This is a genomic window from Aliiroseovarius sediminilitoris, from assembly GCF_900109955.1.
Lineage (GTDB): Bacteria > Pseudomonadota > Alphaproteobacteria > Rhodobacterales > Rhodobacteraceae > Aliiroseovarius > Aliiroseovarius sediminilitoris.
The window spans coordinates 364,103-377,986 of record NZ_FOJB01000001.1; the positions used below are offsets into that span (position 1 = coordinate 364,103).

A 13,884-nucleotide genomic window follows, 5' to 3' on the forward strand; every position below is an offset into this window, starting at 1 on the left:
ATCAAACCTTGCGAAACCCGATCATCTGGTCAACTCTAAGAGCCGATCTAAAAAAATGGGCCAAAAGGCCCAAAAGCTTCACACAGGGAGTCCTCAATGTCCAAAGAACTTGAATATCTGTCAAAACAGTTTGTCGCGCGTAAGCTATCACGCCGTCACTTCATGGGCCGTGCCGCCGCACTTGGCATGACCGCAGCGGGGGCAAGCACCATGCTGTCTTCGGCAGTCTATGCCCAAGGGCCGGTCAAGGGCGGAACAATCCGCGTCGGCATCCAGGGCGGATCGACCACCGACAGCCTTGATCCGGCAACCACAACCAACTCCACCGGCACCATGGTCAACCGCTTCTGGGGTGAGCCTCTGCTTGAACTTGCCCCCCATGGCGGGCTTGAAAACAAGCTGGCTGAAGAGGTTTCAGCCTCGGCTGATGCCAAGGTCTGGACCTTCAAGATCCGCTCGGGCGTCCAGTTTTCAAATGGTAAGACCCTGACTGCCGATGACGTTCTGGCAACGATGGAACGTCATTCGGGCGAAGACACGAAATCCGGTGCGCTGGGGATCATGCGCGGCATTACCGCGATGAGCGCCGATGGGGACAAGTTCATCGTCGAGTTGGACACGCCGAACGCCGACCTTCCCTATCTGATGACCGACTATCACCTGATGATCCAACCCAATGGCGGCAATGATGACCCGACCGCCGCGATCGGCACCGGCCCCTATATCCTGAAAGAAGTGGATATGGGCGTCCGCTTTGTGGCCGAAAAGAACCCCGACTATTGGGGCGATCTGGGCCATGCCGATACCATTGAGCTTGTCGTGATCAACGACGACACCGCACGTATGGCGGCAATTCAGTCGGGCCAGGTCGACATGGTTGTCCGCGTGCCCCCACGGACCGCTGATCTGGTGGCACGCGCGCCCAACATCAATGTCTCGTCAACCTCCGGCCCCGGCCACTACGTGTTCATTGCCCATTGCGACACGGCGCCTTTCGACAACAACCACCTGCGCCTTGCACTGAAATACGGCATAAACCGCCAGGAGATGGTCGACAAGATTCTGTTTGGCTATGGCTCGATCGGGAACGACATCCCGATCAACGATTCTTATCCCCTGTTCACCGAGATCGAGCAGCGCAACTACGACCCTGATCAGGCAAAGTTCCACTTTGACAAGTCCGGGTATGATGGCACCATCCTGCTGCGCACGTCTGACAACAGCTTCCCCGGTGCCCCGGATGCGTCGGCGCTGTTTCAACAATCGCTGGCAACGGCGGGGATCAATCTTGAAATCAAGCGCGAGCCGAATGACGGTTACTGGTCCGAGGTCTGGAACGTCAAGCCATTCAGCACCAGCTATTGGAGCGGACGGCCGACCCAGGACCAGATGTATTCTACCGCGTATCTTTCGACGGCGGACTGGAACGACACACGGTTCTTCAATGAGCAATTCGACCAGATGCTGTTGGCGGCACGGGCCGAGTTGGACGAGGCCAAGCGCACCCAGATATATGCCGATATGGGCATGATCGTGCACAACGAAGGTGGTCTGATCGCCCCGATGTTCAATGATTTCATCGACGCCACGACCGATCGGGTCGCCGGCTGGGTCGAAGGCCACAAGGGCTTTGACCTGATGAACTTCTATGCCCCGATGAAGATGTGGGTCGTCGGCTGATATGCCGTTGCTCATGAAACTGCTGGTCCAACGCATCGCGTTGGGCCTGCTTCTTCTGCTACTCGTCTCGGTCCTGATCTTCTGGGGGACGAACATCTTGCCGGGCGACGTGGCGCAATCCATTCTGGGCCAGTCGGCCACCCCCGAAGCACTGGCCAATATTCGCAAAGAGCTGGGTTTGAACGAGCCTGCGATCAGTCGCTATTTCGCCTGGCTTGGCGGACTTGTTCAGGGTGATCTGGGCACCGCGCTGACCTCGGGGCAGGATATTGCCGCCAGCCTTGGCTCTCGTCTGAAAAATACACTTTTCCTTGCCTTCTGGGCCGCCGTGGTCGCTGTGCCGCTGGCCATCTTTCTGGGCCTGCTTGCGGTCCGCTATCGCGAACGCTGGCCGGACAAGCTGATTTCAGCCGTTACGCTGGCGTCGATTTCTGTGCCGGAATTTTTGATCGGCTATATCCTGATGTATTTCATCGGCGTGAAATTGGGCTGGGCGCCCACTGTGTCAATGATCCATGATGGCATGAGCCTGGGGCAAAAGCTGAACTCGATCGCATTGCCCGTCGCCGTGCTGACCATGGTTGTCCTCGCCCATATGATGCGTATGACACGCGCCGCGATTCTGAATGTGATGCAATCGGCCTATATCGAAACGGCCGAGCTGAAGGGCCTGACGATGTTCACGATCATCTGGCGCCACGCCTTTCCCAACTCGATCGCACCCATCGTCAACGTCGTCATGCTGAACCTTGCCTATCTTGTCGTCGGTGTCGTGGTGGTCGAGGTGGTCTTCACCTATCCTGGCATGGGCCAGTATCTTGTGGACCATGTGTCCAAACGTGACGTGCCGGTGGTGCAGGCCTCCGGGCTGATTTTTGCGGCAGTCTATATCGGGCTGAACATGGTGGCGGACATCGTGTCGATTCTTGCCAACCCAAGGCTGAGGCATCCGAAATGACAAGAATACCCCCGGCCGCATTGTTCGGCCTGTTCTTCACTGGTCTATATTTCTTCATGGCGATTTTTGCGCCTTGGATCGCGCCCTATTCGATGACCCAGATCGTCGGCGGGGTGTGGGAACCATGGTCCTCCGAACACTGGATCGGCACGGACAATATCGGCCGTGATCTCATGACCCGCATGATCTATGGCGGGCGCACGACGATCTTCATCGCAACGATGGCAACGATCATCAGCTTTACCACCGGATCCATACTCGGCTTTACCGCCGCCGTGATTGGCGGATGGATTGATCAGGTGCTCAGCCGTTTTGTCGATCTGGTCATGTCGATCCCGACCCTTATCTTCGCATTGGTCGTGTTGTCGGTCATGCCAGTGACGCTGCCGATACTCATACTGGTCATGGGGCTTCTGGATTCAACCCGTGTCTATCGACTGGCCCGCGCGGTTGCGGTGGACATCAACGTGATGGACTTCGTCGAAGCCGCCAAGCTGCGCGGCGAAGGCCGGATTTGGATCATTTTTCGCGAAATCCTGCCCAACGCGCTGTCGCCGCTGGTGGCCGAAATGGGGCTTCGCTTCATCTTTGCGGTGCTGTTTGTCTCGACCCTGTCCTTCCTGGGTCTTGGCGTCCAACCGCCCAACGCTGACTGGGGCGGCATCGTGAAAGAAAACAAGGACGGTATCGTCTATGGCATTCCGGCAGCCCTTGTGCCCGCTGTGGCCATCGCCACGCTGGCAATCTCGGTTAACCTTGTCGCCGACTGGGTTTTGAACCGAACAACCAGCCTGAAAGGGGGCCGCGGATGAGCAACAATCTTGTAGCAGTGCGCGACCTGAAAATCGGCGCGCGGGTCTATCCGCCGGGTGAAAAACCGCATGACATTGAAATTGTCCACGGCGTGTCCTTCGATCTTCAGAAGGGAAAAGTGCTTGGCCTGATCGGCGAAAGCGGTGCAGGAAAATCGACCATTGGGCTGGCCACCATGGCCTATGGCCGTGGCGGTGTTGAAATCACCGGCGGCGAGGTGTGGGTCAACGGGCGCGAGATCCTGAACACCAGCCTGCGCGACCTGCGCAAACTGCGCGGGACCGAGGTGACATATGTCTCGCAATCTGCCGCCGCCAGCTTCAACCCGGCCAAGAAGATCATGGATCAGGTGATCGAAGCGACGGTTCATGCGGGCAAACTTTCCAGAAAAGACGCGGAATCCCGCGCGGTCGAATTGTTCACCAAACTTGGCCTGCCGGACCCCGAAACCATCGGAAGTCGCTATCCACACCAGGTATCGGGCGGGCAGTTGCAGCGCTGTATGACGGCGCTGGCGCTGTGTCCCGAACCCGATCTTGTGGTGTTTGACGAACCCACCACAGCGCTGGATGTAACCACGCAGATTGATGTGTTGATGGCAATCAAGGACGCGATCCGCGACACCGGCGTCGCCGCGCTTTATATCACCCATGATCTGGCGGTCGTGGCGCAGGTCTCCGATGAAATCATGGTGCTGCGCATGGGCGACATGGTCGAACACGGCACCGCCGATCAGATTATCAACGCCCCGCGCGAAGACTACACCCGCGATTTGGTGTCGGTGCGGTCCCGAGTGCATGAGGGCAAGCCCCCGACCGACAATCCGGTTCTAACCGTCGAACACATCACTGCCCGCTACAAGGGAACGAACTTCGACGTGCTGCATGACGTTTCAATGGAACTGCACGCGGGGCAAACGCTCGCCGTTGTGGGCGAAAGCGGATCGGGTAAGTCAACCACCGCCCGCGTGATGACGGGACTGTTGCCCGCACGTGAAGGGCAGATCGTCTTCGAAGACCGAATACTGTCCCCTGATCTTGCCGGGAGGGCGCGCGACGATCTGCGTGAAATTCAGATGATCTATCAGATGGCCGATGTCGCGATGAACCCGCGCCAGACAGTCGGCACGATCATCGGGCGTCCGCTCGAATTCTATTTTGGGGTACGCGGCGCCGAAAAACGAAAACGCATTGACGAGCTTTTGAACGACATCGAGCTTGGAACCGAATTCAAGGACCGCTATCCCGCCGAGCTTTCGGGCGGGCAAAAGCAGCGGGTCTGCATCGCGCGCGCGCTGGCCGCGAAACCCAAGGTCATCATCTGTGACGAGGTGACATCGGCGCTGGACCCTCTGGTCGCCGAAGACATTCTCAGACTGCTTCACAATCTTCAGAAAAAAGAAAACGTCGCGTATTTGTTCATCACACACGATCTTGCCACGGTGCGCGCCATCGCAGACAGTATCGCGGTGATGTATCAGGGCCGTGTCGTGCGCTACGGCCCAAAGGCCGAGGTGTTGTCGCCACCCTTTGATGACTATACCGATCTTCTGCTCAGCTCGGTGCCTGAAATGAGGCTTGGCTGGCTGGAAGAGGTGGTGGAACACCGCAAAATGGAAAGCGCCGGGAACTGAAGGCAGGCTGTTTTAAGAAGAACATCATGGATCGCAAGCTGCTTTTGATCATTCTTGACGGTGTGCCGTGGCGAAACTGGCGCCGATTGTTCGGCAATCTGGAAGGTTGGGTCGACAGCGGCGATGCGCAACGCTGGAAAGTGCGCTCTGTCCTGCCGTCGACGTCGGCCAGTTGTTATGCCTCGATCCACACAGGCGTGACGCCGCAGGAACATGGCTGCACGGGCAACAACAACGTGTTCCGCCTGACCCAGCCCGACATTTTCAGCCAGGTGCGCAAGGCGGGCGGCGTCACCGGCGCGGTCACGCACAGTTTCTGGTCCGAGTTCTTCAACCGTGCACCCTTCGATCTGGTGCGGGACATTGAATATGATGAGCCCGACAGCCCGACGATCAATCACGGACGTTTTCACACAATGACCGGATACGGGTTGATTAACCAGACCACACCGGCCGATATCGACCTGTTTGCCACGCTCAGTATGCTGTGTGAACGGTTCGGGCTGAACTATGGGATCCTGCACACCTGCACGCTGGATAGCATGGGCCACCGGTTCGGGCATGAGTGCCGGGAAATGGATCACGCGTGTTTTCAAGCCGACGAGCAACTGGCGCTGTTCATCAATCGCTGGCGCGCGGACGGGTATGAGGTCGTCGTGACCGCCGACCACGGCCAGACCGACCGTGGGCACCATGGTGGACGCGAAGAGTTGCAGCAGGACGCGGCGCTATACTATTTCGGCCCCGCGACCGGCCCTGATTTCGATGATCGACTGGACCAGTTGCAAATCGCGCCCACAATCCTGTCGCGACTGGGCGCACCCATCCCTGACACCATGAAATCCGAGGTATTCCTGACATGACTTGGGCCATTCCCTGCCCCGCGCAACCGTCTCTGCCAATCACCGGGTCGGATGATCGCTTTCCCGTGCGGCGCATTTATTGCGTCGGCCAGAACTACGCGGCACATGCACGCGAAATGGGGTCGAATCCGGATCAGGAGCCGCCATTTTTCTTCTCGAAACCCGCCGATGCTTTGGTGCCTGACGGGGCGACGGTTCCCTATCCGCCGGGCACCGAGAACCTGCATCACGAAGCCGAGCTTGTGGTCGCAATCGGCTCTGGTGGTGCCAACATTCCGCGCGACACAGCGCTTCATCATGTCTGGGGATATGCGGTCGGCAACGACTTGACCCGACGCGACATTCAGGCGGCCGCCAAGAAGATCGGACGACCATGGGACATGGCGAAAGGTTTCGATCACTCTGCCCCCTGCGGCCCACTGCACCCGGTTGCAACGACGGGCCACATCAACAGTGGGGCCATCCGGCTGACGGTCAATGGTGAGACCCGCCAATCCTCGGACCTGTCTGATCTGATCTGGCCCATCGCGGATGTGATTGCCTATTTGTCGTCACTGGTCACACTTGCACAGGGCGACCTGATTTTCACCGGCACACCCGAAGGCGTCGGCCCGTTGGTGTCGGGCGACGTTTGCGTTGTAAAGATCGAAGGATTGGGCCGGCTGACCACCCGGATCGGGGAAAAAGCGGGCTAACCCGTTATTGACGACAGGTGCAGGATCAGGCTTTCGCGCGCACCCAGGATATGGCGTTCAGTCAGGGCGGCAGCCTCATCCGCATCGCCACGTTCGCAGGCATTTTGAATCTGCATATGTTCTTCATTCGCGCGCGACATGCCTTCGCTGAGCACAAGCTGCGCTCGCAGATAGCGGTCGATCCGGTTCAGCGCCCCGTCAATAGCCTCCAGATGATAGGTCAGACCGCTGGCATTATAGAGCGTCGCATGGAACTGACGGTTCAGATCCCCCCATTTCATTGGGTCCGCTTCCATATGGAACGCCTCGCAATAGCTTCGCGCCTGGGCCAGAATGTCCGGCGTCATCTTTGGCACCGCGTGACGAATGACATGCGGCTCCAACACAGCGCGAAAATCAAAAATCTCGGACGCCTCGGTCGATGATAATGACGACACGACCGCCCCTTTATAGCGCTGCGACCGCACCAAACCGTGTTCTTCCAACCGCAATATCGCCTCACGCACAGGAATGCGCGACGTGTTGAACATCTTGGCAATCTCATCCTGACGCAACGGCGCACCTTCTTCGATCTCGCCCTCGATGATCGCTTTTTTTAGCGCATCAAAGATGATGGTCGCGGCGGACGCGGTCTTGGAAATGTCGACAGATCTGAGTTGCATCAAAATGCCTCCTTGCCCCGCGCGCACTCTAGCAAGCGGCGACCGCTCTTTGAAGTGGTGTCAAATTATTATTGCATATTGGATCCAATTTGCAATATGAGGAATTGAACACCCACTCTCGCGCCACTCACGTCCACCTTCTTGGCCTGATCCGACCCAACAGGAGACCTCCCGATGAACACCGACATTTTCACAGGCTGCATTCCGGCCCTGATGACCCCATGCACGCCCGATCGCAAACCAGATTACGATGCGCTGGTTGCCAAAGGGTTGGAGTTGATCGCCGCAGGCATGTCTGCCGTTGTTTATTGTGGGTCGATGGGGGATTGGCCGCTTCTGACCGATGAAGAGCGGATGGAAGGTGTTGCCCGCCTGACCGCCGCCGGCATCCCGGTCATTGTCGGCACCGGCGCGGTGAACACCAAGATGGCCGTGACCCATGCCGCCCATGCCGCCAAGGTCGGTGCGAAAGGCCTGATGGTGATCCCCCGTGTGTTGTCACGCGGCTCGTCACTGGACGCCCAACGGCATCATTTCTCGGCCATTCTGTCTGCCGCGCCCGATCTGCCTGCCGTGATCTATAACAGTCCCTATTACGGCTTTGCGACGCGCGCTGACCTGTTTTTTGCGCTGCGGGCCGAGCACCCGAACCTGATTGGCTTCAAGGAGTTTGGTGGCGCGGACGACCTGCGCTATGCCGCCGAGAACATCACTTCGAAAGACGATGATGTCACTCTGATGATCGGTGTCGATACCACGGTATTTCATGGCTATGTGAACTGCGGTGCGACCGGAGCGATCACCGGAATCGGCAACGTTCTGCCACGCGAGGTGCTGCACCTTGTTGCCCTAAGCAAGAAGGCCGCCGCTGGCGACGTCACAGCCCGCGTAAAAGCACAAGAACTTGAAGAGGCACTTGGCGTTCTGTCCAGCTTCGACGAAGGGCCCGATCTTGTTCTGTATTACAAGCACCTGATGGTGATGACGGGCGACGATGCCTATCGCACGCATTTCAACGAAACCGATGCGCTGACCGATGCCCAGCGCAACTATGCGGAAAGCCAGTTTCACCTGTTTCGCAACTGGTATGCGGCATGGTCCAAGCAGGAAGGCATCGTTTCGGAATGCGCGTGATCGACAGCCATACCGAAGGCGAGCCCACTCGTGTCATTCTGTCGGGCGGCCCTGATCTTGGCACCGGCAGCCTGACCGAGCGCGCCCGACGCTTGCGTGATGATCACGGATGGGTTTATGCCGCAACTCTGGCAGAGCCACGCGGCCATGATGCCATGGTCGGCGCCCTTCTGGTGCCGCCGTCAGACCCGACCTGCGTGGCGGCCGTCATCTATTTCAACACGGTTGGCAATCTGGGCATGTGCGGGCACGCCACCATCGGGCTGACCGCAACTTTGGCGCATTTGGGGCAACTTGACCCCGGCACCCACCGTATTGAAACCCCAGTTGGTGTTGTCTCTGCCCAACTGTTCGACCGGAACACCGTGCGTGTCACCAATGTCGAAAGCTACCGCTTGCAGGCCGGTGTCACGGTCGATGTCGATGGCATCGGTCCTGTCACCGGAGACATCGCGTGGGGCGGCAACTGGTTCTTTCTGACCGAGTTCGACCAGATCGACCTCAGCCCGGACAACATCCCTGACCTCACTCAAGCCGCCAGACGTATTCGCGCAGCGTTGCAGCACGCGAGAATGACCGGAAAAGATGGGGCCGAAATTGACCACATCGAATTGCTCGGTCCACCAAAATCTGCTACCGCGCAAGGCCGGAACTTCGTGCTCTGCCCCGGTGGGGCCTATGACCGCTCGCCCTGCGGCACGGGGTGTTCAGCCAAGCTTGCTTGTCTGGCCGCAGATGGAAAGCTCGCAGAGGGCGCGGTCTGGAAACAGGAAAGCGTGATTGGCAGCACCTATGACTGCACCTATGTGACCCGCCCGTCTGGCGGCATCGTGGCCACCATTCAGGGTCGGGCGTTCATCACGTCCGAGGCGACCTTGTTATTCAACGCCGACGATCCGTTTCGGGGTGGTATTCGCATCAATCATCGCGGATGCTGATGCCCTGCAAAAGTATCACGCCATGTTCTGTGGAGACCCCGAATGACAAAGGAACCCATCGATATTGTCGTCATCGGCGCAGGGATCATCGGGGTCAGCACGGCACTTGAGCTTCAGGCAAGGGGCCGCATCCCCTTGCTTGTCGATCGCAAAGGGATCGCCGCAGAAACCTCGCGCGGAAACGCGGGCGCCTTCGCTTTTTCGGAAGTCGAACCCCTGGCCACGCCGGGCATCATGCGCCGGGCACCCAGGTGGCTGTTGGATCCGCTGGGTCCGCTTTCGATTCCACCGGCCTACGCGTTGAAAATCGCACCCTGGATGTTGAAATTCTGGCGGGCCAGTTGGTCGGATCGGTATGATCGCGCGGTCACAGCACAGACCCGCCTGATGCAATATTGTGAGGCCGCGTTTGAACGACAGCTTTCCCGGTTCGGGGATCCGAACATGATCCGCCGCGAGGGACAGTTGGAGCTTTATGAAGGCGCAAGCGCGTTCAGAGAGGCGCAACCCAAATGGCAGCGTCGAGCCGATCTTGGGATCAAGGTGCATCTGTTGGATCACCCCGATGCCATCGCCGAAATCCAGCCAGGCCTGAGCCGGAGATTTACCCATGCCGGGTTCACTCCCGGCTGGTTCAACACCACCGACCCTCAGAATTGGACCGAGATGCTGGCCCAGAGATACGCCGATCAAGGCGGTCGGGTTGGGACGCTTGAGGTCCACGACATGACCCCCCGCTCGGATCACATCGAACTCGTGACCGACCAGGGCCGCTTGTTGGCCAATCAAGTCGTCCTCTGTGCAGGGGCATGGTCGCACAAGCTGGCCGCAAAGATCGGGGATGCCCTCCCGCTTGAAACCGAACGAGGATACAACACCACGTTTGACCACACATCTGTTAACCTGAAAACACATCTGACCTTTGCCGCGCACGGATTCGTCATGTCAAAGATTGGGGATGGATTGCGCATCGGAGGTGCGGTCGAGTTGGGTGGATTGGACTTGCCCCCCAACTATCGCCGGGCGGAAATTCTGGTGCGGAAAGCCGCATCATTCATGCCCGGTCTGGATGCGTCGGGTGGCAGGCAGTGGATGGGCTATCGGCCGTCTCTGCCTGACAGTCTGCCGGTCATCGGGCCGTCCAGCGCGGGTGATCGAATCCTCTATGCCTTCGGTCACGGGCATCTGGGTCTGACCCAATCGGCTGGCACGGCCGAGCTGGTGGCCGATCTCGCGGCACAATCAAAACCCGCGATCGATCTTGCACCATTCGCCGCCGCACGGTTCTGACGCTCTCGGCCGGGTAGTTACTGATCCTGACGCACGATGTTTGTGACAAGCACATCATGAACAACTTCGCCCAACAAGCTGGTCGCAACCTCGCGCAAGGCGCGGCGCAGGTTGGTCAGACGGCTTGTTTGCGTAAACACACCATCAAAGCCTCCAGTGTTTGCGTGGTTGAACATGACCTGCAAGAACTCGTCGCGCAGTTTCGGTTCGCGCTGATAGACGGCCTCGCGGTTGCCCGTCGTGACCTCCAGACTAAGCGAGAGCACGACAAGCGCCGTCACTTTTTCTTCCTTCACGATTGGGATCACGAACTGGTTGTTTATCTTAACAAATTCAGCGTCCACATCCGCCTTGACCGGGTTGGTGGAAGCAGTTTGAATGTCATCCTCACCATCGGCATCGGCGCACGTTTCTGGGATCTCAGCTGCGGGCGGTGGCTTCAGAAAATACCCTGCGCCACCCCCTGCGGCCAACCCCATCAGTGCCAGCAAAATTGGAAAGATCTTTCCCATGACTGCCCCTTTTAGAACGGCAAGATGATGTCGGTGACCTGCTGGCCGTAACGTGGTTGCTGAACGTCAGTGATCTGGCCACGCCCGCCATAGGCAATGCGCGCCGATGCAATCTTGTCATAAGAGATTTCGTTCTGACGCGAGATATCCTCGGGCCGCACGAATCCCGTCACCAGAAGTTCGCGCAGTTCAAAATTCACGCGCACCTCTTGTGTGCCCTGAATCTTCAAAACGCCGTTGGGCAACGTGCCGATCACCGTTGCGGCGACGCGCAGCTCAAGTTTTTCGTTGCGCTTCACCGACCCGTTTCCATTCGACGCACTGCTGGACGAGAGCGACACCGCGTTTGCCATCGACGCGCCTTCGGTCAAGTCTTTGTCGATGGATTGCGGCAGGCCGAAGAAGTTGGGAACCCCCATCTCCTCGGACCCGGATCGCGCGCGTTTCGAACTGTTCGAGAACTCGGCCCGATCATCTATTTCGATAACCACGGTCAGAATATCCCCGGCCTGCTGCGCCCGCCGGTCCCCCAGCAGGGATTGACGCCCGCCGCTCCACAGGGACGCCCGCACGGGCGACCCTTTGGCTGGTGCGGTGCGCGGCAGGGCCGAGGCGCTCATCGCGACGTGCTCTGCGCTCATCTCTACCGGGTTAAGCTCTGGCGCCTTGCCGATGTCATTTATACGGCCGCATGCCGAAACAACCATCAGGGTAAGAAGTGAAAGAATAAAATGGCGCATGGAAAATCCTTCGGGCTTGTTAACGCGTGTGTGAGACAGAGACCGTTCCGTCCGCCAGAACGGACCCGGTGACGGTGCTGCGGGACGACAGGTTCAGGATGCGGACACGATCGCCAATGCCCGCCCGGCCAAGACTGCGACCTTCGGCAAGAATGGTCAGTGGGCCCGAGACATAGGCCAGCGTCACGATTTGATTGCGTTCGACAAGTGCGGGTGGGCCAATATCGTTCACCATGACTGGGCGACCTGCATACAGCACCACGCGTGCCTCTTGCCCGACCACATCCTCGATAAACTGGAATCCGCCAGGAAGATCAGATGGGATCAGTTCAACGTCTTGCGCCGTGATCACCGCATTTGCGCGAAGATTGCGCGCTGCGACCACTGTGTCGGCGCTGGCCAGACCGGCCGAGGCAACACACATGACAAGACCAATAAGCGCGCGCATCACCGCACCTGTGTTGTTGCAGCCAGCATCTGGTCGGCGGCGGTTATGACTTTCGAATTCAGCTCGTATCCACGCTGCGCTTCGATCAATTCGGTGATTTCACGCACAGCATCAACCGAGCTGTTTTCAAGATAGCCCTGTCGCAACGTGCCGCGCCCATCTTCACCGGGTGCACCAACAAACGCGGGGCCGGAAGCTGGCGTTTCGCGAAACAGATTCGATCCGATTGCTTCAAGACCCTTTTCATTGGTGAACCCCGCCAGGCTAAAGGCCCCCAACAATTCCGGTTCAACGGCATCTTCGAAATAGGCATAAACTTCGCCATCGGCATTGATCGAGATGGATCTTGCATCGCTGGGAACCGTAATCTCGGGCGCAACCGCATACCCGTCCGAGGTTACGATCAACCCGTCGCCGGACAATTTCAAACCGCCATCGCGCGTGTATCCTGATCCGCCCGACGGTAGCGTCACCTCGAAATAGCCTTTGCCTTCGATGGCGATATCCAGATTGCCATTGGTTTGTGACAGCGTGCCTTGCTGCACCAGCATCGAGACTGATGTGGGGCGCACACCCAGACCCAGTTGAATTCCTGTGGGCAACGCTGCGCCATCCGCTGCGCTGATGGTGCCGGCACGGGCCATCTGCTGATAATGCAGATCGGCAAACTCTGCGCGTCGCGCGTTGTATCCGGTCGTGGACATATTGGCGAGGTTGTTCGATATCGTCTCGACCCGCATTTGTTGCGCCAACATACCTGTGGCAGCGATGTTCAATGCACGCATTGTAAACCCCCTTTATCCGGCGATGGTTTTCAGGACGGAGCGGATGCGTTCGTCCTCTTTCTCAAGAAATTTCTGGCCCAGTTCGTAGCTGCGTTGGACTTCGATCATGCGGGCCACCTCGGAAATCGGATCGACATTCGATCCTTCCACAAAACCCTGTAGAATGGCGACGCTCTCCAAAACGGGTTCCATCCCACCGGGCGCTTCAAAGCGAACGCCATCACGGTGCAGAAGGTCAGTCTGATCGGTGGGGGCATACAGTCCGATCTGCGCCACGGCCCGGCCGTCAATTGACAATGTGCCGTCGGCCGCAACCGAAACAGCCTGCGCGTCTGGTGGCACAAAGACAGGGGCGCCGCCGCCATCCAGCAGGCGATAGCCATCGGGCGTGGACAGTTCGCCCTCGGCCGACGGAGCAAACGACCCGGCGCGCGTTAAAAACTGACCATCGGGACCGTCGAGCAGAAAAAACCCCGCACCTTCAATCGCAAAGTCAAACGCGCCGCCGGTTTGGACCAATGCACCTTGCTGAAGATCAAGAGCGCGCGCATTCGCCGTGGCCATCGACAGCGAAGGATCTCCCGGGGCCAGCGCTTGAATATATTCCGAGAATACAACACCTTCCCGCCGGAACCCGGTCGTCGAAGCATTTGCGATGTTGTTCGCGACGGTCTGCATTTCGCGCATCAGACCAGATTGACGGGTCAGCGAGGTGTAGCCGATGTTGTCCATG

The 13,884-nt window shown here is 58.5% G+C and carries 15 protein-coding genes; 9 read left to right on the forward strand and 6 right to left on the reverse strand.

Features of this window, described 5'->3' with window-relative positions:
• Positions 1-96: 96 nt before the first annotated feature.
• From BMY55_RS01750 to BMY55_RS01775, 6 genes are read left to right on the forward strand one after another with little or no spacing between them, the layout of a single operon-like run.
• A complete protein-coding gene (locus BMY55_RS01750) occupies positions 97-1,680 on the forward strand; it encodes an ABC transporter substrate-binding protein (RefSeq protein WP_091427753.1) in 1,584 nt (527 codons plus the stop codon).
• Position 1,681: 1 nt separating this feature from the next.
• Positions 1,682-2,638, forward strand: coding sequence for an ABC transporter permease (locus tag BMY55_RS01755; protein WP_091427754.1), 957 nt, complete (start codon positions 1,682-1,684; stop codon positions 2,636-2,638).
• Positions 2,635-3,450, forward strand: coding sequence for an ABC transporter permease (locus BMY55_RS01760; protein ID WP_091427756.1), 816 nt, complete (start codon positions 2,635-2,637; stop codon positions 3,448-3,450). Before BMY55_RS01755 ends, BMY55_RS01760 begins: the two co-directional genes overlap by 4 nt.
• Positions 3,447-5,084 (forward strand): ABC transporter ATP-binding protein, encoded by a 1,638-nt coding sequence (locus tag BMY55_RS01765; RefSeq protein WP_091427758.1) that lies wholly within the window; start codon positions 3,447-3,449, stop codon positions 5,082-5,084. Before BMY55_RS01760 ends, BMY55_RS01765 begins: the two co-directional genes overlap by 4 nt.
• Positions 5,085-5,110: 26 nt before the next feature.
• Positions 5,111-5,947 (forward strand): alkaline phosphatase family protein, encoded by an 837-nt coding sequence (locus BMY55_RS01770; RefSeq protein ID WP_091427759.1) that lies wholly within the window; start codon positions 5,111-5,113, stop codon positions 5,945-5,947.
• On the forward strand, positions 5,944-6,642 hold the full coding sequence (locus BMY55_RS01775) for a fumarylacetoacetate hydrolase family protein (RefSeq protein ID WP_091427761.1): 699 nt from the start codon (positions 5,944-5,946) through the stop codon (positions 6,640-6,642). Before BMY55_RS01770 ends, BMY55_RS01775 begins: the two co-directional genes overlap by 4 nt.
• Here the strand turns inward: BMY55_RS01775 and BMY55_RS01780 are convergent.
• Positions 6,639-7,304 carry a GntR family transcriptional regulator gene (locus BMY55_RS01780; protein ID WP_091427762.1) on the reverse strand — a complete coding sequence of 222 codons (666 nt, stop codon included), beginning with the start codon at positions 7,302-7,304 and terminating at the stop codon, positions 6,639-6,641. The two genes, BMY55_RS01775 and BMY55_RS01780, sit on opposite strands and share 4 nt — an antisense overlap.
• A gap of 174 nt (positions 7,305-7,478) precedes the next feature.
• Between BMY55_RS01780 and BMY55_RS01785 the strand changes: the two genes are divergently transcribed.
• From BMY55_RS01785 to BMY55_RS01795, 3 genes are read left to right on the forward strand one after another with little or no spacing between them, the layout of a single operon-like run.
• Positions 7,479-8,438 carry a dihydrodipicolinate synthase family protein gene (locus tag BMY55_RS01785; RefSeq protein ID WP_091427764.1) on the forward strand — a complete coding sequence of 320 codons (960 nt, stop codon included), beginning with the start codon at positions 7,479-7,481 and terminating at the stop codon, positions 8,436-8,438.
• Positions 8,429-9,376: a 4-hydroxyproline epimerase gene (locus BMY55_RS01790; RefSeq protein WP_091427766.1), complete on the forward strand. Its 948-nt coding sequence runs from the start codon at positions 8,429-8,431 to the stop codon at positions 9,374-9,376. Before BMY55_RS01785 ends, BMY55_RS01790 begins: the two co-directional genes overlap by 10 nt.
• A 42-nt stretch (positions 9,377-9,418) precedes the next feature.
• On the forward strand, positions 9,419-10,666 hold the full coding sequence (locus tag BMY55_RS01795; protein WP_091427767.1) for an NAD(P)/FAD-dependent oxidoreductase: 1,248 nt from the start codon (positions 9,419-9,421) through the stop codon (positions 10,664-10,666).
• Positions 10,667-10,683: 17 nt separating this feature from the next.
• Here BMY55_RS01795 and BMY55_RS01800 read toward each other — a convergent pair whose 3' ends face one another.
• Genes BMY55_RS01800 through BMY55_RS01820 form a run of 5 tightly spaced genes read right to left on the reverse strand, consistent with a single transcriptional unit; the run spans position 10,684 to position 13,883 of the window.
• A complete protein-coding gene (locus BMY55_RS01800; protein ID WP_091427769.1) occupies positions 10,684-11,178 on the reverse strand; it encodes a flagellar basal body-associated FliL family protein in 495 nt (164 codons plus the stop codon).
• 11 nt (positions 11,179-11,189) lie between these two features.
• Positions 11,190-11,918, reverse strand: a complete 729-nt coding sequence (gene flgH / locus BMY55_RS01805) for a flagellar basal body L-ring protein FlgH (RefSeq protein WP_091427770.1) — start codon at positions 11,916-11,918, stop codon at positions 11,190-11,192.
• Between the two features lie 19 nt (positions 11,919-11,937).
• Complete coding sequence (gene flgA, locus BMY55_RS01810; protein WP_091427772.1) at positions 11,938-12,366, reverse strand: flagellar basal body P-ring formation chaperone FlgA; 429 nt, start codon at positions 12,364-12,366, stop codon at positions 11,938-11,940.
• Positions 12,366-13,151, reverse strand: coding sequence for a flagellar basal-body rod protein FlgG (flgG, locus tag BMY55_RS01815; protein ID WP_091427773.1), 786 nt, complete (start codon positions 13,149-13,151; stop codon positions 12,366-12,368). The genes flgA and flgG overlap by 1 nt, the downstream gene beginning before the upstream one ends.
• A gap of 12 nt (positions 13,152-13,163) precedes the next feature.
• Entirely contained in the window at positions 13,164-13,883 is a 720-nt protein-coding gene (locus BMY55_RS01820) for a flagellar hook-basal body complex protein (protein ID WP_091427775.1), read from the reverse strand.
• Position 13,884: the final 1 nt, after the last annotated feature.